Annotated in this window: 15 protein-coding genes; 12 read left to right on the top strand and 3 right to left on the bottom strand. The window is 40.4% G+C overall.

Translation table 11 applies throughout. The features are described from left to right. Positions 1-201: 201 nt before the first annotated feature. The 9 genes from GOP56_RS06320 to dacB all read left to right on the top strand — a co-directional run bounded on the left by GOP56_RS06320 (position 202) and on the right by dacB (position 12,254). Complete coding sequence (locus tag GOP56_RS06320; RefSeq protein WP_163245084.1) at positions 202-1,425, top strand: alanyl-tRNA editing protein; 1,224 nt, start codon at positions 202-204, stop codon at positions 1,423-1,425. A gap of 67 nt (positions 1,426-1,492) precedes the next feature. Next, complete coding sequence (locus GOP56_RS06315; RefSeq protein ID WP_163245081.1) at positions 1,493-1,675, top strand: hypothetical protein; 183 nt, start codon at positions 1,493-1,495, stop codon at positions 1,673-1,675. Between the two features lie 277 nt (positions 1,676-1,952). Further along, a complete protein-coding gene (locus tag GOP56_RS06310) occupies positions 1,953-2,927 on the top strand; it encodes a PfkB family carbohydrate kinase (RefSeq protein WP_003336088.1) in 975 nt (324 codons plus the stop codon). 182 nt (positions 2,928-3,109) lie between these two features. Further along, complete coding sequence (locus GOP56_RS06305; RefSeq protein WP_163245078.1) at positions 3,110-3,313, top strand: hypothetical protein; 204 nt, start codon at positions 3,110-3,112, stop codon at positions 3,311-3,313. A 386-nt stretch (positions 3,314-3,699) separates the two neighbouring features. Then, complete coding sequence (locus GOP56_RS06300; RefSeq protein WP_163245075.1) at positions 3,700-5,517, top strand: SpoIID/LytB domain-containing protein; 1,818 nt, start codon at positions 3,700-3,702, stop codon at positions 5,515-5,517. 251 nt (positions 5,518-5,768) lie between these two features. Continuing rightward, positions 5,769-7,613, top strand: coding sequence for an LTA synthase family protein (locus GOP56_RS06295; protein WP_163245073.1), 1,845 nt, complete (start codon positions 5,769-5,771; stop codon positions 7,611-7,613). Positions 7,614-7,743: 130 nt separating this feature from the next. Further along, positions 7,744-8,433 (top strand): metal-dependent hydrolase, encoded by a 690-nt coding sequence (locus GOP56_RS06290; RefSeq protein ID WP_163245070.1) that lies wholly within the window; start codon positions 7,744-7,746, stop codon positions 8,431-8,433. After that, positions 8,433-9,065 carry an NUDIX hydrolase gene (locus GOP56_RS06285; protein ID WP_163245068.1) on the top strand — a complete coding sequence of 211 codons (633 nt, stop codon included), beginning with the start codon at positions 8,433-8,435 and terminating at the stop codon, positions 9,063-9,065. The genes GOP56_RS06290 and GOP56_RS06285 overlap by 1 nt, the downstream gene beginning before the upstream one ends. A gap of 303 nt (positions 9,066-9,368) precedes the next feature. Further along, a complete protein-coding gene (dacB, locus tag GOP56_RS06280; protein ID WP_163245065.1) occupies positions 9,369-12,254 on the top strand; it encodes a D-alanyl-D-alanine carboxypeptidase/D-alanyl-D-alanine endopeptidase in 2,886 nt (961 codons plus the stop codon). Between the two features lie 80 nt (positions 12,255-12,334). Here the strand turns inward: dacB and GOP56_RS06275 are convergent, their stop codons facing one another. Next, positions 12,335-13,324, bottom strand: coding sequence for a phosphotransferase (locus tag GOP56_RS06275; RefSeq protein ID WP_163245062.1), 990 nt, complete (start codon positions 13,322-13,324; stop codon positions 12,335-12,337). Positions 13,325-13,588: 264 nt separating this feature from the next. Here GOP56_RS06275 and GOP56_RS06270 point away from each other — a divergent pair, with 264 nt between their 5' ends. After that, positions 13,589-14,137, top strand: a complete 549-nt coding sequence (locus GOP56_RS06270) for a cysteine hydrolase family protein (RefSeq protein ID WP_003340400.1) — start codon at positions 13,589-13,591, stop codon at positions 14,135-14,137. 14 nt (positions 14,138-14,151) lie between these two features. Then, complete coding sequence (locus GOP56_RS06265; protein WP_022586832.1) at positions 14,152-15,594, top strand: nicotinate phosphoribosyltransferase; 1,443 nt, start codon at positions 14,152-14,154, stop codon at positions 15,592-15,594. An 86-nt stretch (positions 15,595-15,680) separates the two neighbouring features. On the opposite strand, the gene GOP56_RS06260 is transcribed toward GOP56_RS06265, so the two are convergent. Together GOP56_RS06260 and GOP56_RS06255 are read right to left on the bottom strand one after the other, a co-directional pair. Next, positions 15,681-17,537: an ATP-binding protein gene (locus tag GOP56_RS06260; protein ID WP_003340398.1), complete on the bottom strand. Its 1,857-nt coding sequence runs from the start codon at positions 17,535-17,537 to the stop codon at positions 15,681-15,683. Positions 17,538-17,559: 22 nt separating this feature from the next. After that, positions 17,560-18,558, bottom strand: coding sequence for a BMP family ABC transporter substrate-binding protein (locus tag GOP56_RS06255; RefSeq protein ID WP_163245059.1), 999 nt, complete (start codon positions 18,556-18,558; stop codon positions 17,560-17,562). 328 nt (positions 18,559-18,886) lie between these two features. On the opposite strand from GOP56_RS06255, the gene GOP56_RS06250 reads away from it, so the two are divergent. After that, positions 18,887-20,584 carry a M3 family oligoendopeptidase gene (locus GOP56_RS06250; protein ID WP_163245056.1) on the top strand — a complete coding sequence of 566 codons (1,698 nt, stop codon included), beginning with the start codon at positions 18,887-18,889 and terminating at the stop codon, positions 20,582-20,584. Positions 20,585-20,696 lie beyond the last annotated feature (112 nt).

Raw genomic sequence — 20,696 nt, 5'->3', positions numbered from 1 at the left:
GACCTTATGCTTTAGTTATAAAGTAACTACGTATGATAAAGGCCTCAACAAAGGTTTACATAACTAAGATGTTTGTAATGAAAGATTATCAGCGTTTGGATCGCTGTGAACTATTTTCATAGATTTGCTATCCCGAATATTGTGCTTCTTTTGCTCTTTTTACATGGTTCCCTCTATAATAGAGGCGGAGGTGTGAGTAGCATGTTAATTTCAGCGACAACCAAACTCTACTATCAAAATCCTTATTGGCGGGAATGTACAGCCACCGTCTTACACCAAGTCACCGATGAATTTCAGAAAAACTGGGTTGCGTTTGATCAAACCATCTTTTATCCAACAGGTGGGGGTCAGCCACACGATACAGGATACATAGGGCAGCATAAGGTACTAGATGTAGAAGATAGAGAGGGCGTGGTCTGGCATCAAATAGAAAGCCCACTCAATTCAGACCAAAAACAGATTCAGATGAGCATTGATTGGGATCGACGCTTCGATCATATGCAGCAGCATGCAGGACAACATATTTTATCCGCAGCCTTTGCTGAGGAGTATCGCGCCTCTACCATCGGCTTTCATTTAGGACAAGAAACCTGTACCATCGATTTGGATATAAAAGAATTAACCGAAGAGATGGCAAAAAAAGTGGAAGCCTATGCAAATCAGATCGTGTTTGAGAATCGTGATATCGTCGCGCGTTTTGTACATGAGGAAGAGCTGGAGAAATATCCGTTACGTAAAAAACCTACTGTTGAAGAAGATATTCGTTTAGTGATTATTCCTGACTTTGACTACAATCCTTGTGGAGGGACGCATCCTAATCGCACTGGTGAAGTAGGTCCAATCCTTATTTTGCAGTGGGAAAAGCATAAGGGGCATATTCGCTTAGAGTTTACGGTAGGAAAACGAACAGTAGAGCGATTGCATGATAAGCATGCCCTGTTAAGACAGGTTAGCCGTCTTCTACAAACAAATGAGGCTGGGTTGCAGGAGGCCCTCTTACGATTACATACGGAGCAAAAGGAACTAGCTGACGAGCTGTTGCAAGTAAAAGAAGCGTTGTTCTCCCATGAGAAGGACATGCTGATTCGTCAAGCAGAACAACTAGCTGACAGAATGTTGATTACGCAACGGTATGAAGAGCGGCCCTTATCTGAGCTACAAAAAATAGCACAGCTTATAACTGGGCAGGAAGCGAATGCAATTGTTCTTTTGATCACAGGTGGTACGAAGCAGCAATTTGTCTGTGCATGTGGAAAAGAGGCAGGTGTTGAGATGAACACGTGGGTAAAGCGTATTCTACCACGAATCGAAGGAAAGGGTGGGGGGAATGCATTGATTGCCCAAGGTGGTGCAGCTTCTACTTATAACTCAGACCAAATTCATACCTATGCACGAGAAGAATTACAGGTTTTGCTAGAAAAATAGGTTATTGAACGCTTTCATAAAAAGCTATACAATAGAAAGTAGTTTTCGATGAAGAAGGTGTAAATTTATGTCAGAAGAACAAGCTCCAAAAAAAATTAGTCTAGCTGAAGCGATGAAACAACGACTAGCTCAGAAAAAACAACAGGCAAGTGACAAGGATTTTCAAAAAGGAAATCAATCAACTAAAGTACTAAAGACGCAAAACAACAAGAAGCCTAACAATCAACGTAGAAGAACAGGCGGCTCATAGGAATTCTAACAATTAAAGCTTGGCATGAGCGAATGGAGAAACGCGGAATGTTTCTTGTTCGCTCTTTTACTTTTGAAGGTAAAGCGTATGGCAATCGTGGATTTCATTTGTATACAGTAGCACCATGTTTTTCTTCGATAAGCAGGTATTGCCGAACCGTTTTGCCATTTAACTATTGTTGAATGTTGTCTAATAAGGTAATATTACAATAATGTAAATGGCATATGGATTAGTTATCAATGACATAAAACAATATAAAGACAGGGGTCTAGTGATTATGAGTCTTTTTCTCTCTGTTCTAGGAACAGTTTTTATGGATGTGAAAGGATTTCCGTTTCAAGCATATGAGGCCAAAAACCGGAATCTAGGGAATGTCCAATTTGTTCATGGCGGAGTAGGACGTAACATTGCTGAAAATCTTGGGAGAGCGGGCTGTCCAACCGCTTTTGTATCGGTACTAGAGACGACCGGTATGGGGCCAGACGTTGAGAATCGTTTGAAAGCAGCAAATGTAAGTACGGATTATTCTCATTATACCAAGCACGGTGGAATGGGAATGTGGATGGTTATTTTGGATGAGACTGGAGAATTACAAGGCTCTATCTCTCAAATGCCAGATTTAAAACAGATGGAACAATTGATCAAGGATAGAGGAGAAGAGATTGTTCAAGCCTCCTCACATATTATTACGGAGTTGGACTTAAATCACGAGATCATTTCTCATATCACGAGCTTAGCCAAAAAGCATAACAAACCAATCTATGGTTTGCCAGCTAATATGGAAATCGTGCTTGAGCATCCAGAGCTACTACATGAGTTTGATTGTTTTGTTTGTAATAATTATGAAGCGGACAAAATTTTTGGTATTGATTTTACCAATATGGAAATTGCGGGTCAATTAGCAGTACTTACTGACTACATGAAGCATTCTGGATTACAGCAAATGGTTATTACATTGGGTGAGAAAGGCTCTGTATTCTATGACAAGAAGACGGGAGCTAAAGGGCATCAGCCTGTATTCCCTGTGAATCTAGTTGATTGCAGCGGTGCTGGGGATGCTTACTTCTCTGGTATTGTCATGGGGCTATCCACTGGTTTAACCCTTCAAGAGGCGGTTATATGCGGTACCAGAGTAGCAGGATGGACAATTGAGTCAACAGAAAGCATCTGCCCTGACTTAATGGAGAAAATTGAACAAAATCAAGAGATGCACGACTTGCTTTTTCGGCATAAATTAGTAGGTCAGGCGTAGGAATAAGGAACTAACCCTTGTGGTTAGTTCTTTTTTTATAGCATCATTTTTTCATAGCTCGTCACCAGTTAAGAGCATTATTTACGATATAATCCATTTGTCGTATTTCCTTCCTAACCATTAGGCATACTGATTAGCAAAAAGGCGATGCCGTGGACAGCGTTAGGAGGCAGGTAAAAGCAATGATTGGTTATCAAGTAAGCTGGGAGGATGGGGGTCAAATTAAAAAGATACTTGATGATTTCTCCATTCCTTATCGTGTAAAAAACCAGGTAGATCAGCTCATTTTTTTATTTCCTCAGTTACCTTTTGGAAAAGATGTGTTTATTCGTGAAATATTTTCGCTATATGCTAGTACGCTTTCTTCCCAAAATAAGCGTGGCTAGCTTTATATTTAATGTTAGCAGGGTTGGGTTTCAGCATAGTGTTGCTGGTTCCCCAACCCTTTTTATATAGGAGTAACATAATCGTAAAAAAGCAGCGAAAAAATTTAATGTAGAAAAAATCCCAAAAAATGAATGAAATTTATCTTTTAAAAGTTTAGTAATACTAAAAAATATGAACTTATTTTTGATTATATATACGTATTACATATTGGATTTGAGCATTTTTAAAATATTTTTTTTCAAATTAAGTGAAACTATTTGGCATGTCTTGAGTCTAAACATAGAAGGGAAAGTTATCCAAAAAAACACAAAGGGTAGCAAATGCTTGCCTGATAAAGACCTTTTAAGGGGACAGGCCTTGTATAGGAACTGAAAGGAGCTACAACATGAAAAAAACAAGTTCGATCCTGTCATTGGTGGTGCTCATGTCAACGGCCATCACACCGAGTGCTTTGGCAAGCCAGCTAAAAGCCCCTGTGCTTGTGGCTAGTAACAAAGATGCATACCGATCCATGGATCAAATGAATCAAGGAACGTATCTCACCGAGAAAATTATGGTGAAGGATACGGCAAAGAAAACAATTGAATTGGAACGGTCGGGGTTGCTTACGTTAGCAAACGAGGCACAAGTTTATCAATTATCTGGCGATTCGCTTGTTCCAAAATCTTTGGCAGATGTGCGTGTCGGTGCGGAAAATGTCAGAGTTTATGTAAATGGACAAAATCAAGTCAATATGTTGGTCCTAGAGGGAGAAACACGTGCCGATCGGATGCGCATAGGATTGTACAATACAGGCTTTGGTTCACTTGATCACACTACGTTCCAAGCAAAGTCAGCGGAGGGCTTGTACCTTATTGATAAAAGAACGAATCAGCAGTTTGAGGTTGCACCTAATCAAGTTGTAAACATTACGAATCAAGGAAACAGTTTAACTGTTAGCGTTAATAATCAAACGCTCGTTTCTATGTCGGAACGTCTTTATGTAGTACCTGCTGATAATAAAGATGGATTGACTGAGGTGCTAAGTCTCAAGCGAGCACAGGGAACACCTAAATATCGAGGTGTGCTGGAAGTTAAACCATCTGTGTCCTTCGGTAAGCTATCTATCATCAATGAATTGTCGCTTGAGCAATATTTGCTTCAAGTCGTACCGAGCGAGATGCCAGCATCCTTCGGGGATGAAGCATTAAAAGCACAGGCAATCGCAGCCCGTACATATGCACTAAGCGACTACTACAGTAATCGTTATGCGGCAAAAGGCTTTCATGTAGATGATAGTACGATGAGCCAGGTTTACAACAATACCCTAGAAAATGCGAAAGTGACGAGAGCAGTAGAGGCAACAGCAGGTCTCATCATGAAGTATCGGGATGAGCTAGTTGATGCACGCTACTTTTCATCATCTGCTGGAGTGGTGGCAGGTCGTCATGAAATTTGGCCTGATCCGATTACACAACAATTTCCAGGAAGCGGTGTACCATATTTGATTCCACAGAGCTTTGTTATGGAATCTCAAAAGAAACAAGGATTTTTGCCAGTAGCCATTTCAAGTGAGGAAGATATGCTTTCGTTTGTCAAAGATTTATCAATCGTGAGCGTAGATTCCCAATCTCCATTTTTCCGCTGGAAGGTTGAGTTATCGAAAGGGGAGCTACAAAATACGATTAATAAAAATCTAGCTGCTCGTGCTGCCGCTGATCCAAATGGAGTATTTATCAGTCATGGCGATGGGAATTTCGTGAAGGGAGCCGTTCCTTCTAGCGGTGTAGGTGACCTATATAATCTTTATGTGAGCAAACGTGGTGAGAATGGAAACATTCAGGAGCTTATTTTGGAAGGAAGCAATGGTACCTTTAAGGTAGTGAAGGATTACAATGTACGTTATTTACTCCGTCCTTCTAAGACCTATACCGGTGGTGGAGATGTCATTCTTCATCGAACCGCGGGTGATTCCTCTCAATATGACGCTAAACTAGCAATGAAGAACTACAGCCTGTTACCATCCGGCTTTGTTGCCTTTGAAGTAAGTCATAATGAGCAAGGCAATCTTCAAAATGTCATCATTTATGGCGGCGGAAATGGTCATGGCGTGGGGATGAGTCAATATGGTGCCTCGACACTTGATAAGCTGGGGCTGCCTGTGGAGCAAATTCTCCAAACCTTCTACCCTAACCACCAATTGGTAAATTTATATCAATCTTAGAATGTTAAACTTTGTTGAACTCTTATGTAAAATGATTCCTACCCATACAAAGATGGCCGTTTGGTCATCTTTTGTTATAGTCTTGATTGCTTGAAATATTAGATTCTCTTTAGTAACTTCCGGCACAGACAAACATATTTCTTTATAGGATAGGTGCTACTTTAGCAGGTTTATGGTAAGATATTTTGGTCGGAAATGCCTCATACTAGGTAGACCGGCCGATAATAGATTAAAAGAGAGGCTTACAAAAAATGAATTGGAAACAATATTCTCTGATAACGTCTCTGTTACTCCTATCTAAATTTTTTTGGTTTAGAATTTTTATCTACGATGACCGTAACCCTTTTCACTTGCTTTGGGCTGAAACAAGCTCTGTTTTGCTAATCGTCGTAATCTTTACCTTGCTTTTTTATAAGCGAAAAACACTGATGTATACGATTGCTAACTTTTTACTGTCTAGCTTTATGCTTGCGATCGTTGTGTATTATTCCTACTATGGAAAAATCATGACCTACCAAGCATTCATGCAAATCGGACAGGTAAAGGACGTTTCTTCTAGTGTTTTTACATTAATTAAACCACAGTATTTTGTCCTTTATCTGGATATAGTTATTTTCTTACTCTGGTATCGCTCCGTGAAAAAGAAAAAACAAGATGCGGTTCAAGCACAGGTGGACATGACTTTGGTCAAGCGTTTAATTTTGACAGCTTGTTCTGTGGTGGTTCTGTTCTCTTTTGAGGGTGTAAAAGCAGAGCGAACAGCCGGCATTCAAAACGAAACAAAAAAAGCCCAGCAACAAGGCTTAATTACCTTTCAAGTGAATAGCTTCTTGAAAGATCAGAAGGTTCCAGTGTGGAATGAGGAATATATAGCACGTATTAAGGAACTAAAGGCTGAACGTGAAAAACAGCAGCCTAAGCAATTATTTGGAGCGGCAAAAGGCAAAAACGTGATGGTTATTCAGATGGAGGCCTTCCAAAACTTTTTGCTTCATAAAAAAATAAACGGTGTTGAAATCACGCCAAATCTTAATGCCTTGATTAAGGAAAGCTATTATTTCCCACACTTTTTCCAACAGGTGGGGCAAGGAAACACCTCGGATGCTGAATTTATTAGCAACACCTCAATTTATCCAGTAGGAACTTCACCGATGTCTGTTTCTTTTGGAGAAAGAGAGATTCCAAGCTTGCCTCGTATGTTAAAGGAACAAGGCTATGCGAGTATGACCTTTCACGTAAATAAGGTAGATTTTTGGAATCGAGATGTAATGTATCCAGGACTGGGCTTTGATAAATATTATGATACCGATTTCTTTGGATATGACGATATTGTTGGACTAGGACCATCTGACGAAATTTTATTCAATAAAACCCTAGGGGTATTGGAGGAGTATCAAAAGCAGAACCGACCGTTCTATTCTCAGATCATTACCTTGTCGGGACATCACCCTTTTGTTATTCCGCAAGAGAAGAATACACTAGCACTACCACCAGCTTGGGAAGGGACAAATGTAGGTAATTACATGCAGGCCCAGCATTACGTAGATAAGCAGCTAGGAGATTTATTTGCGAAAATGAAGCAAAATGGACTCTGGGATAATACAGTTATTGTTCTGTATGGTGATCACTATGGCATTACACAAGATGATCAGGGTAAAGATGGGAAACCGATTATTGAGAGCCTGACAGGACATGTTTACGATAAAGTGGATGCGTTCACGGTTCCACTGATTGTTAAGGTTCCAGGCAATGAAACTGGCAAGACGATGGAAAATATGGGTGGTCAAGTCGATATTATGCCAACTATCGCCAATTTAGTTGGGCTTGATCTTTCAAACACGACATACTTTGGTCAAGACTTGCTCAATACAACCCATAATGTACTGGGCGAACGCTTCTATATGCCAAGTGGTTCCTTTATTAATGATGACATCTTGTTTATTCCTGGTCAGAGTCTGGAAGACGGTTCTGCTACGAATATCAAGACACATGAAGCAGTTGTGGATCTGGTACCGTACAGAAAAATGTATGAAGAGACTCTAGAGCTTCTGTCTATATCTGATGCTTATGTGAATCAATTACCAATGAGAGATTAATCAAGGATTAGCACTCTGAAGGGCCGTTTTTAAAACGGCTCTTTTTGCTATATATGCGGAACAAATAAGGACAGGCTTGCTTTTTTTCGTGTATAATAATGGATATTACACAGATGAAAAGAGGGTTATAATGCGCATTCAATTTCATGGACACTCTTGTGTACAATTAACTCATGGTCAGCATTCCATCATTATTGATCCATTCTTGACAGGAAACCCTATTACAACAAGTAAGCCAGAAGATATAAAAGTAGACTACATTTTGTTAACGCATGGACATGGTGATCATATTGGAGATGCGGTACAGATTGCGAAACAAAATGATGCTACGATTTATTGTATGGTAGAACTGGCCCAATACCTGAACTGGAAAGGTGCCAAAACGGTGGGTTTTAACATTGGAGGAAAAGTTCAGCTACCATTCGGCTATGTAAAAATGACGCAAGCATTTCACAGTACAGGCATTGTTTTTAATGATGAACAACAGATTGTTTATACAGGAATGCCTGCTGGACTGATCATCCAAATGGGAGGTAAAACCCTTTACCATGCAGGAGATACAGGGCTTTTTGGCGATATGAAACTAATTGGTGAGCTACATCAACCAGATATTTCCTTCTTGCCAATAGGTGACCATTTTACAATGGGACCAGAAGATGCTTTACTGGCCGCGGAATGGACTAGAGCGAAAACAGTCGTGCCAATTCACTTTGATACGTTCCCGCCAATTAAACAGGATGGACATGCTTTTGTGAAGGAGTTAGCCAAAAAAGGCATACAGGGCAAAGTAATGCAGCCGGGAGAAAGCTGGGAGATATAATGAATGACCAACAGATAGAAAGTGTTGTTAACCAACTATCCACCCGTCAGCGTGGCATTTTAGGCCAGGAGGAATCACGTAGAACAGCCGTACTTGTTCCATTGATCCGTGATGAACATGGAGAGTGGTCTGTTTTATTTGAGAAGCGTGCTTCCACGTTAAGAAGTCAGGCAGGTGAAATTTGTTTTCCAGGTGGACATATAGAGCAAAGCGATCACAATGAATGGGAAGCAGCTAGACGAGAAACGTCAGAAGAATTGGGGCTTGATCCTGATAAGATCATGTATGCAGGAGATTTAGATATTTTAGTCTTGTCCTCAAGCTTACTAATTTATCCTTATGTTGGGTTTATACATAGGAAAATCTCTGAACTAGCTCCTAACCCAGATGAAGTGGAAGAAGTTTTTACGGTTTCGTTACGAACGCTTTTGGACACGATACCTGATCGCTTTGACATTGATCTACGCTTTGAGCCAGGGGAGGATTTCCCGTATCATCTCATTGCCAATGGGCGAGATTATAAGTGGAGACATGGAAAGCTCCCCGAATATTTTTATGATGCAGATGGCCGGATTATCTGGGGATTAACTGCACGAATTCTACTGCATTTTTTACAATTTTTTCGCAGGTAATCTGCGCAATAAGGACAAATGAAACATAGCGGAAAACCAAGGAAGACATGGTATAAGGGGACAGTGTCCTATAATACCATGTCTACTTTGGTTTGTTATGTCAGAAAAGCAAGAAAAATAATTATAAGATGAATCAGTAGCGTAAGAAATGGCTTGTATGTTATCAATTTATGGTTCTAGTTTTCCCTTTTTTTGCTTATTTAAGGGTAAGGGTACCTCTCTTTTGGATGGTCGTCGTTTTTTTCTGCACATGCATGGCAGCGCTTGGCTTTGTTTACTCTATAAAGAAGAAGGAGGAAAGCAATGAAGGGAAAAAACAGTCTTACGCTACGCTGTGTGCTTACAGTGGTGCTTCTCATGCAGTTGGTATTCACACCTGTCACCGCATTGGCAAGCAAAATGGAAGCAAGCATGGTTGGCCGTCAGATAGATTCGTTGCTTGAAAAGCTTTCGCATGAGGATGTAAGCAAAGGGATGTATGCAGGAATCTCTGTATACAATTTGAATAAGGAAGCCTTCCTATATCAGCATGAGGCAGATAAGAATTTTATTCCAGCATCTAATATGAAACTGTTTATTGCGGCTGCTGCTTTGGAGGAATTAGGTGCTGATTATCAGTTTAAAACCGAAATATATACTGACGGAAAAGTGGAACAAAACGGTGTACTTCAAGGAGATGTAATCATAAAAGGCTACGGTGATCCAACCTTACAAACAACAGATTTTCACCAAATAGCATCTGAATTGAAACAAAAGGGGATCACAGGTATTCATGGTCAGGTGTATGTGGATGAAAGCTATTTCGATGATATACGTCTGGGGCCAGCTTGGATGTGGGATGACGAGGTGTATGCGTATAGCGCACAAATCAGTGGATTATCCTTACATAAAAATAGCATGGAACTAGTGATTACGCCTGCAAAAGAGGTCGGTAAACCAGCTACTGTTAGCATAACACCCATAAATGAGTACGTAAAGGTTATTTCGTCTGTCACAACGACCGATAGCAGGGAGACCCAGATCACTGTTGAACGGACGATTGGACATAATCAACTAATCATGAAGGGCAGTATTGGTAGAGATGCCATTCCTTATAAAGAAAACGTTACCATGGAAGACCCTGCACTGTATGTCGGTGAAATTTTTCAGTCTATCCTACAGTCAGAAGGGATCTTATTGGTTGACAAGAAATCGGTTCAAAAAAAGAGCTTAGTCAAAGGAACACCACTAGTGACTCATTACTCTCGGCCTCTATCAGAAATCATACTGGAATTGAATAAAGATAGTGATAATTTTTATGCAGAGATGCTAACCAAGACATTGGGAGCTATAAAAAAAGGGAAAGGTAGCTGGATTACCGGTACAGAGGCGATTGCTGAGGTGCTACGGGGAGCTAAATTTCCTGGAGCATATGTGCAGGTGGATGGTTCAGGATTGTCGCGTCTTAATTTGATCACACCCAATCAAATGATTGCTCTCCTTCGCTATGTGCAAAAGAAGGAGTATCGAGAAGCATTTGAAGCGAGTTTACCTATTGCCGGCATCGATGGTACATTAAAAAGCCGTATGAGAGAGACCAAAGCAGCTCATACCCTAATAGCCAAAACAGGCTCAATGGGCGGAGTAAACAGCTTATCGGGGTATGTTACAGCTGCGAATGGCGATAAGCTAGCTTTCTCCATCATGATTAATGGAATTTATAAATCAAAGGTTGCAACTCAGCTGCAAGATTCGATTGGGACTGTGCTAGCCGAATATCCTATACTACCGGAACTCCCTGCTGAAGTTTCAACGAATTCGACATATGAGTTAAGCGCCTTGCTTGACCCGTTGTGGGAAGATCCGGCCCTAGCCAATGTGCATGGCAGTATGATCGTTACTTCCTTAGACCGAACAGGGTCAAAAGCCACATTGTATGAGCATCAGGCGGATCGTTTGTTAACACCAGGAACAATTAGTAAGGAGCTTACAAGTATTGGGGCTCTTTTGACCTTGGGAGAGAATTATTCTTTTAAAACAGAAGTATTCCTGTCAAAACCTGCGAATGCAAATGGTGTGGTAGAAGGAGATATCATTGTCAAAGGATACGGTGATCCAACCTTACGTGCAGATCATCAAAATGATGAGGAACAAGGGCCTACATTAGAACAATTAGTTGGTTTTTTACTAGATAAAGGAATTACACAGGTCAATGGCAATATTCTGGTTGATCAGAGCTATTTTGACCATCAGTTAGTAGGTATGGGCTGGCCGTGGGATACAGAGAAGCAACTTGCAAAAATCAGCGCTCTTACAAGTGAAGCTGGAAAGGTAAAGCTTACCTATAAGCCTGGATTAAAAATTGGCGATCCAGTAATCTTTGATATGTGGCCAAAAACCAATTACGTTGTCATCTATCAAAAGGCGTCCACTGTCGGTAAAGGAGCACAGCAAACCTTTCAGTTGAAAAAAGAACGATCTAAAAATATTTTTCATTTTCTTGGAGAATTGCCAATGAGTACTAAAGAGCGGAAGGAGCTTGTTTCGGTAGAGGAACCGGCTCTTTATTCAGGAGTATTATTTCTACAGAAAATGAAGGATGCTGGTATCAAGATATCGCCTACTAGTGAAGTGCTTTTGGGACAAGTGACACGAGAGGCAATTAAGCTAGGTGAAGTGCGATCCATGGTACTGCAAGATATCCTGACCCTGCAGAATAAAAATGATGATCACCTGATTGCAGAAATGGTCAATAAAACGATAGGAGCAAGCAAAGCGGGCAAGGGAACGACTGAGGCAGGGGTAGCAGCTACACAGGAGATTCTAAAAGCCTGGGGGGTAAATACTAGCTACGACATTCTTGATGCTTCAGGAGTGACTCGCTATAATTTATTGTCAGCTCGGCAACTAAACGATGCATTACTTACATTAGCTGGACAAAAGGAATATCCATTATATTATAACTCCCTACCCATCGCTGGTGTGGATGGGACACTGAAAAACAGGTTAAAACGCACAGATGCTCAAGGCAATCTGCGGGCATTGAGCAGCCAATCACAGGGTGTGTCTAGTATAAGCGGTTATATTACTACGAAAAAGAATGAACGTCTAGCTGTAACGATTATTCTCAATGGACATATCCGTTCTTCAGAAAAAATGAGCAAATGGGAGGATAAAGTCTTTGAATTACTAGCTTCTTATCAAGAATAACGAAAGGGCTTCTAAAGAAATTCTACTATCGAGGTGGAATTTTTTTAGAAGCTGAAAAGGGCAACGAAGAGTAGCCAAGCTCAGCAATAGAGCTTGGCTTTTCGGCACATGTAAAGTGTTTTTTTCCATTCATTCTTCACAAATGAAGCCACTTCTTTTGTATTCATTTTCTTATACAGGCTTTTTCGCAGAAAACGTTCAAACATGTGGGGAAACGAAAGGTCAATATAAAGAAGCCCTAATTCATGAGACTGTAGTGGATTTTGCTGTTGATACGCCTGTAAAAAGGACTCAAAGCGTGAGGGACAAAAGGTTTTATGCTTGCGCATGATCATAAAGTGCATACGGGAAATATCCTTGGAAACAAAATCGTGTCGGATATCTTCCCAGTCGATGAGATAAGGAGTGCTTTTCTGAAACATGGTGTTTCGAGGATGATAATCGCCATGACATAGATAATGCTGTTCATCTGGGTACGATTTCCATTCGTGATAAAAAGAGTTAGCAAGTAGCTTTTGATAGGCCCATTCGGCACGTGAGCTAAACCGTTTACAATAACGTATAATCCACTTGATTTTAGGAGAATCAGAACGTAGATGCTTCTTATACCACTGATCGATATGTCTTTTATCCGCTTGATACTCATTTTCCCAGTCTAAGGCCCCCATGGCTCTACAGTCAGCCGGGGGAGAAAATCCTAAGGAACGGTGATGAAACCGACCGATAAGTTTACCCAGCTTTAAAATGTTTTCCAAGGAGGAAACAGTGGGACTTTTTCCTTTAATCCACTCCTGTAAAATGTATCGTTTGTTTTCGAATGTGAAATATGGCCGTCCGTTTACTGTTAGATATTCACGGGGGATCAAAATTTTTTTTTCATGCAGATGCTGTTGAGCTGCACGGATGTAACGCATACGGCTCTCTTGCTCTTCCTTTCCTTTCAGAAGATAGATGCCTTGGTCGGTTATGATTTTACTTACATGCACAGTTGAAATTCTACTTAAATTTTTACTTGAACGTATTGTCAAGCCAAAATGCTTTTTAACCTGATTGGCAAGTAGCTTGTTCATGAGAATGCTCACATCCTCTATGTCATTATCTTTTCAGTCTATGACACATATGAAAAGTTGTGTACCTGTACCTACATGAATCTGCATAACCAAGCCTCAAAAATTAGAGTGTCAGATACTGGGAGATAGGGTGTGATTGTCTGAAGGAAAACAGGCTATTTTCTTGGTTTGACAACGGTATGTCCTCATCATACAATGATGCATATAAATGCAAAGCGGCCCACATTTACATGAAGAGCCGACTTCGGGAAGGAGATGTGGCTGATGAATCGTGCACTAGTTGTTATTGATTATACGGTTGACTTTGTGGCGGACGAGGGAGCATTAACATGCGGAGCACCTGGACAAGCTATTGAGAATCGCATACGTTCGTTAATAGAAGAATTTCTGCAAAACGGGGATGAGATTATCATGGCTGTTGATCTTCATGAGGAGAATGATCCTGACCATCCGGAGACAAAATTATATCCTCCTCATAATATTCGTGGAACACATGGCCGCGATCTTTATGGAGAGATTCAAACGATTTACGAACAAAATAAAGAACATATTTTCTGGATGGATAAAACAAGATACAGTTCTTTTGCAGGAACCGACTTGGATATTCGCCTGCGGGCAAAAGGCATTACGGAAGTGCATTTGACTGGTGTATGCACGGATATTTGTGTACTTCATACGGCAGTTGATGCCTATAACCGTGGATATCAAGTGGTTATTCATGAGGATGCCGTGCAAAGCTTTTCGGCTGCAGGGCACCAATGGGCCTTGCAACACTTCAAGAATGCGATGGGTGCTACCGTCGTGTCAAAATAAAGGAGCTGCCAGCTGTGAACTATGAGAATTTGACGTTACATACGGACAAATATCAGATCAACATGATGTATGCTCATTGGAAAAATGGTACACACAATCAAATTCGTGTTTTTGAGGCTTATTTCCGAAAACTTCCTTTTGGAAATGGCTTTGCTGTGTTTGCCGGATTACAACGGGTTATTGAATATATTGACAATCTGCACTTTACGAAACAAGAGCTGGAGTATTTGGCTGAGCAGGAAGAAAATTATGAGCCTGCTTTCTTAGAGGAGCTAGCAAAATTGCGTTTTACAGGTCAGCTTCGTTGTATGGCTGAGGGCACTATCATTTTCCCAAATGAGCCATTGATACAGGTAGAAGCTCGTGTCTTTGAAGCACAATTAATTGAAACCGCCATTCTAAACTTTATCAACTACCAGATTTTAATCGCGACAAAAGCGGCACGTATTCGTTTAATCGCTCCAAATGAAACTTTGCTGGAGTTTGGAACAAGACGAGCACAAGAAGCAGACGCCGCCGTATGGGGGGCACGCGCGGCCTATTTGGCGGGTTTTGATGCCACATCAAACATGCGGGCTGGTATGTTGTTTAAAATTCCTACAAAGGGTACGCACGCGCATTCGTGGGTACAGGACCATGCTACAGAGGAGGAAGCGTTTGAGAAATTTGCAAAGGCTCTTCCGGAAAATGTGGTTTTGCTTGTTGATACATATGATACGTTAAAAAGCGGAGTACCGAACGCCATAAAGGTGGGAGAAAAGCTGCGCAAAGAAGGAAAGCAATTAAAAGGCATTCGGCTAGATAGTGGGGATATTGCTTATTTGTCGAGAAAAGCCCGCAAGATGCTAGACGATGCAGGTTTTCCGGAGGTTGCGATTATAGCATCCAACGATTTAGATGAGAATGTGATATTCAATCTAAAAATGCAAGGAGCTCAGATTGATACCTGGGGTGTGGGAACCAAGCTCATCACAGCGGAGGATAATCCTGCATTAGGTGGAGTATATAAGGTGGTAGCTAAGAAAGAAGAAGATCACTACATCCCGACGATTAAAATCTCAGGAAATCCAGAAAAAATTACGACTCCAGGGAACAAACGTGTATATCGAGTAATTAACAAGGATACGGGTAAGGCTGAAGGAGATTATATCGCAATGGCAGAAGAACAGGTCCATGGCCTGCCGCGTATTATGCTATTTGATCCAGTTCACGTTTACCTTCATAAATTCGTGGAGAACTACGAGGCAATCGAATTGTTGCAAACGATCTATGAAGATGGAGTCTTAGTGTATCAGTCTCCTACTCTTGAGGAGACTAAAGAATATCATAAACAACAGTATCAACTGTTCTGGGATGAATATCTGCGTAAATTAAATCCGGAGAGGTACCCAGTTGATTTAAGTCAATTAGTATGGGACACCAAAATGAATCTCATTTCGCAGCATAAACAAAAATAATGGAAATAGATAAGAGGGCGTTCGATTAACCGAGCGCCCTCTTCATTTGTTGAAGTGCATGGTGGTAACTGCTGGTGATGATTTTCTTACTGCTCATTATGGTCTGATTGGTCAGCCTTTTTAGGTTGGTGGGGAAGATCAATGGTAATCGTAGTCCCTTTACCTAATTTACTTTCTATTTGCATTTCACCACCATGATTGCTCACAAGGCGCATTGTAATAGGCAGGCCTAAACCAGTCCCGCCTTCTTTTACAGAGAAGAAAGGGTCCATCACACGAGATAGATATTCTTCAGGGATACCATTTCCGGTATCAATAATGCGAATGCGTACGCCTGATGTTGTTTCCGTGCAGACAACTTTTAGTTGTCCTCCCTGTGGCATTGCCTCCATGCTATTTTTCATTAAATTTAACAGGACTTGCTTCATTTGCTCCTGATCAACATAAAGCGAAATGGTTGGAGGACAAATAAATTTCATTTCAATTCCATGCAGAAGAGCTTCCCCCTTCGTTAAGGTAAAAATAGAGTTCAATAGCTCTAAGGCAGGAATTTCACGATTTATAGGTGTTGAGGGTTTTGACAAAAGTAACATTTCCGTAACGATTTTGTTCACACGCTCTATCTCTTGCAGGACAAGTGATAGGTGATATTTTTTACGTTCTTCTTTTGTTAGCTTTTGTTGTAGCAATTGAATAAATCCATAGATTACTGTTAGAGGGTTACGAATTTCATGAGCGGCACCAGCAGCTAATTGTCCGACCAAGGCTAGTTTTTCGGATTGGTTAATATATTGTTGTACCTGTTCTTGTTCGGTAATGTCGGATAAAACAACCATCCACCCCATATTTCCTTGATCATTATCACGTAAAGGAACGTAGGAAACGAGACCAAGGAAAGGAGAGTTATTTTTATGTAATAGCTCCATTTTTTGATTCTCAAACCAAACGGAATTACAATCCATGCTTGGATCATCTTTTGATACCCAGACTTGCGGAGTCACTGTACGCGGATATGATTCTTCATCTAGCTGTACTAATTCTAAGGCCTTGCGGTTAATATAAACTTCACCAGTAACAAAATGGCGGGTAATGATCCCTACAGGCAAGGAATCAAGAATTTGCTCTCGAACATGCTTCTCTTGGGCCAAAATTTGATTTTGGCGTTCTCCTTGTTGAAAAAGGAGAGAAATATTGCGTGACATCTTGTTACATTCTTGTGCTAGTTCATAAAATTCATCGCGTACACTGTACGTAATTTGCTGACCGAAAGTTCCATTCGAAACCTCACGCATCTGTCTTAGGAGCGAGCGAATCGGGCGCATTAGTTCTCTTCGGAAGTAGAGGGTACAAAATAAGCCGAACAAAATAGAGGCTACCGAAATGGTATATGTAATAATGAGTGAAAATTTTAGACGTTTGCTGCTGTTTAGCACTTCTTCTGATGTTTTCGATTCAATCGTTCGTAAGGATAGACTGACGAACTTCTCTAGGTAAGCGATTTTAGGGTCAACCTCTGTTGTTAAGACGAAGGTAACAGCGTCTACGTTGTTGGCTTTCAGTAATGGATCAACTTTATTTAGGAAAATAAGATCTAATTCATGAATAAGGTCGATGATTTGGAAAAATTCCTTGTTTTCCTCATTTCGTTTCAACATTGTGAACGTATCTCGCATCTCAAAAACGGTATAATATTTTTCCAGATAGTTCGGTTCACGTGTTGATACGTACATTTGTAAGGCAAACATTTTCGTATACAATTGATTTTTTAGTTCTAATAAAGCATTGGTTTGTGGAACAACCTTTTGCGTTAAATGAGATTCCTCAGAGGTTACCTTGGTGATCTGATAACTATTCAGAATTGCAACGGAGCCAATGAGAAGCATCATCACAAAGTAACTTAACATCATTTTCATCTGAAATCCCATGTTGCGAAAAGGGGACATTAATATCCCTCCTAAGCCATGATCAATGGGCATTGGCTCGTTTTAGATTTTCTATGGTACGATTCATTTCTAGTTGGACGGAAAGAGGAACCATCTTTCCATAAGGACCCAAGCAATTTACATTCTCATTGAGCCCATACAATACAGTGCCACTTTCAAGTCTTTTTTGAAGATATTGTTCAATTAAGGTCGTATACACTTGCTCTACGTCTTGCACGAGGCTAGAAATTACATGGTTCGGCGCTAAGAAACGCTGATCACTAATATATCCAATAGCAAGGACATTTTGTTTTTGCACCTCATTGATTACTTGTAAATTAATACTATCACCTGCAGAGTAAATCACATCAGCTTTATGCTCAGTCATCAAATTCCGAGCGGCTTTGACGGCGGCCTTTGTATCATTGTAATCTGGAATAAACCTGATTAAAGCTTTTGCAGAAGGGTCTGTTTCTTTCACTCCACGCACTAATCCCTTCGCAAGAGGCCTATCATTAGGCATATCTGCAACGATAAAGCCTACAGTCTTCGTTTTGGACATCAGGGTAGCCAGCTTGCCAATAAGATAACCGGCTGGTTCCATATCAAATTGAATGACTGTTTGATTTGGATGACTGGCTGTTCCGTTAAGAGTGACAAACCTTGTATGTGGATACATGGCGGCTACCTCTGTAAAGGGTTCAGAGAAAACGATTCCGTGACCCATGATTAAATCATATCCTGACTCTGCCAGATTGGATGCGACTGCCTTAATTTTATGTCTATCCACTTCCTGAACGATCTCTAGATCAAAATGATACTTGTCCTGTAGCTTATACATAGTCTGCAGGGCTGCACTATTCCAAGCTTGATCGAAAGTAGGACCCTCTAAAAGTAAAGCAATTTGATGTTCGGCTACATTTTTTCGTGTGAACCCTTGGATTTGTTTCATATTTAATAGAAACTGAAAGGTTAGGAGCAAAAGTAACCAGATTACCAAAGCTCCAATAATGTAGACGAAACCCTTGGATTGTTCGGTCACTTCATTTCCTCCCATAGGTGACATATACCATATTTGAACATTAGTTCCCATTTGCAAGATTCGACAAATAATAACAATTTCCTGCTTGGTTTAATCATACATATTAATAACATAAAATATGTTTTTTTGAAATAAGTAAATTTTATCCTCTGAAAGTATAAATTGTAATAAAAACGAGTGATAGGCTAAATGATACAAATATAGCAGGAAAATAGACATATTGAAATGAAATTTTGTAATGACAGTGAATTTTAAATGATCTGAGAAAAAAGCAGGAGTTTTTCTTTAAAAACCGAATCCAAATTAAATAAGGGGGAGATAACACAGCATGTTACAATCTAAGGATTTTCCGTATGAACGAATTGATATGTCCCAATTGAAAGAAGAATTTACTGAACAATTGAATAATTTTACAGAAATAAGTACGTATGAACAAGAAGAAGCAACCATAGCTACTATACTTGCCTTACAGCGAAAATTCCTAACCGCATGGAGCATCGCTAGCAATCGTTTTTGCATAAACACGGAAGATGATTTTTATAAGAAAGAACAAGAATTTTATGATGAGCAGGTTCCTTACTTTGATGAGTGGAAGAACGAATACTATCGTGCAATTTTACATTCCCGCCACAGAGAGAAGCATGAGCAAAAGTGGGGGAAGGTTTATTTTACCTTGGCAGAAAAGCAAATGAGCACCTTCTCTCCAGATGTTCTTTATGATTTGCAGGAGGAGAATAAATATTGTAGCGAATATGTAAAATTGCTAGCCAGTGCTAAGGTTGAATTTGATGGCAAGGAACTATCCTTACCCGAACTAGGCCCATATCAGCAATCAACCGATCGGGATATTCGTAAAAAATCCATTGATGCAAAATATCAATATATGAAAGATCATGAAGCAGAACTAGACCACATATTTGACAAGCTTGTTAAAATCAGAACAACTATCGCACATAAACTGGGCTTCCCATCCTTCGTGGAGCTAGGCTATGCTCGTATGCAACGAATTGACTATAACCAAGAGATGGTTAGCGTATTCCGTGAACAAGTGAAAAAGCAGATTGTACCAGCCGTGAACCGCCTTAAAGAACGTCAGCGACAACACATTGGAGTCTCGACGTTAACTTATTATGATGATCCTTTGTTGTTTCCTTCTGGAAATCCAGTCCCAAAAGGGGGGCCGGAATGGATCTTAGAAAACGGAAAAAGAATGTATAAGGAGCTATCTCCTGAGACGAACGAATTTTTCAAAATGATGGTAGATAGAGGATTGCTTGATGTGTATAGCAGAAAAGGCAAGGCAACAGGTGGCTACTGTGACTATTTTCAGGAGCAAAAAGTCCCGTTTATTTTTGCCAACTTTAATGGAACTTCCCATGATGTTGTTGTACTAACACATGAGGTAGGTCATGCCTTCCAAGCTTATTCTAGCAGGCACATTCCCATGCCAGAATGCATCTTTCCAACTAGTGAATCAGCCGAGATTCATTCCATGAGTATGGAATTTTTAACCTGGCCATGGATGTCTCTCTTTTTTAAAGAGGATGCCGAGAAATTTAAATATGAGCATGTACATGATAGTCTTTCCTCCATTCTATATATTTGCATGGTGGATGAATACCAGCATTATGTTTACGAAAACCACACAGCAAGCCCCGAGGATCGTAAACAAGCATGGAGGCAGCTAGAACGGGAGTACCGTCCTTACTACAACTTTGAAGAAAATGATTATTTAGAGCGTGGAAATTACTGGCATCAGCAGCGCCATATCTTCAAGTATCCCTTTTATTATATTGATTATGGTCTTGCTCAAATTTGTGCCTTCCAGTTTTGGCAATTAGCAAATAAAGATCGAGACCAAGCATGGAAAAACTACTTGCGTATTTGCGAAGTAGGAGGCAGCAAAAGCTTTACGGAGATCGTCGAGCTGGCAGAGCTGCGCTCCCCATTTACAGCAGGCTGTCTAGATTCAGTGGTTAAGGACATTGTAGATTGGTTAGAACAAGCTGATTATGAAAAAATGTAAGAATGTAGCGGGGAATAAATAGAAAGATCGGGTGTACGCGACAAGCTAATACGTACGCCCGATCATCCGCATTTCACACATTCAGGATTTTAACCTCATAGTAATAAGCTTT

It is taken from the genome of Brevibacillus sp. 7WMA2, assembly GCF_010748895.1.
Classification (GTDB): Bacteria; Bacillota; Bacilli; order Brevibacillales; family Brevibacillaceae; genus Brevibacillus_B; species Brevibacillus_B halotolerans.
Note: the sequence above shows the minus strand (reverse complement) of the source record. Positions and strands in the feature narration are given on the sequence as shown.

Bases quoted from the DNA above. Each gene is read 5' to 3' on its own strand.
- GOP56_RS06320 (WP_163245084.1), top strand. From the start codon at position 202: ATGTTAATTTCAGCGACAACCAAACTCTACTATCAAAATCCTTATTGG.
- GOP56_RS06315 (WP_163245081.1), top strand. From the start codon at position 1,493: ATGTCAGAAGAACAAGCTCCAAAAAAAATTAGTCTAGCTGAAGCGATG.
- GOP56_RS06310 (WP_003336088.1), top strand. From the start codon at position 1,953: ATGAGTCTTTTTCTCTCTGTTCTAGGAACAGTTTTTATGGATGTGAAA.
- GOP56_RS06305 (WP_163245078.1), top strand. From the start codon at position 3,110: ATGATTGGTTATCAAGTAAGCTGGGAGGATGGGGGTCAAATTAAAAAG.
- GOP56_RS06300 (WP_163245075.1), top strand. From the start codon at position 3,700: ATGAAAAAAACAAGTTCGATCCTGTCATTGGTGGTGCTCATGTCAACG.
- GOP56_RS06295 (WP_163245073.1), top strand. From the start codon at position 5,769: ATGAATTGGAAACAATATTCTCTGATAACGTCTCTGTTACTCCTATCT.
- GOP56_RS06290 (WP_163245070.1), top strand. From the start codon at position 7,744: ATGCGCATTCAATTTCATGGACACTCTTGTGTACAATTAACTCATGGT.
- GOP56_RS06285 (WP_163245068.1), top strand. From the start codon at position 8,433: ATGAATGACCAACAGATAGAAAGTGTTGTTAACCAACTATCCACCCGT.
- dacB (WP_163245065.1), top strand. From the start codon at position 9,369: ATGAAGGGAAAAAACAGTCTTACGCTACGCTGTGTGCTTACAGTGGTG.
- GOP56_RS06275 (WP_163245062.1), bottom strand. From the start codon at position 13,324: ATGAACAAGCTACTTGCCAATCAGGTTAAAAAGCATTTTGGCTTGACA.
- GOP56_RS06270 (WP_003340400.1), top strand. From the start codon at position 13,589: ATGAATCGTGCACTAGTTGTTATTGATTATACGGTTGACTTTGTGGCG.
- GOP56_RS06260 (WP_003340398.1), bottom strand. From the start codon at position 17,537: ATGTCCCCTTTTCGCAACATGGGATTTCAGATGAAAATGATGTTAAGT.
- GOP56_RS06250 (WP_163245056.1), top strand. From the start codon at position 18,887: ATGTTACAATCTAAGGATTTTCCGTATGAACGAATTGATATGTCCCAA.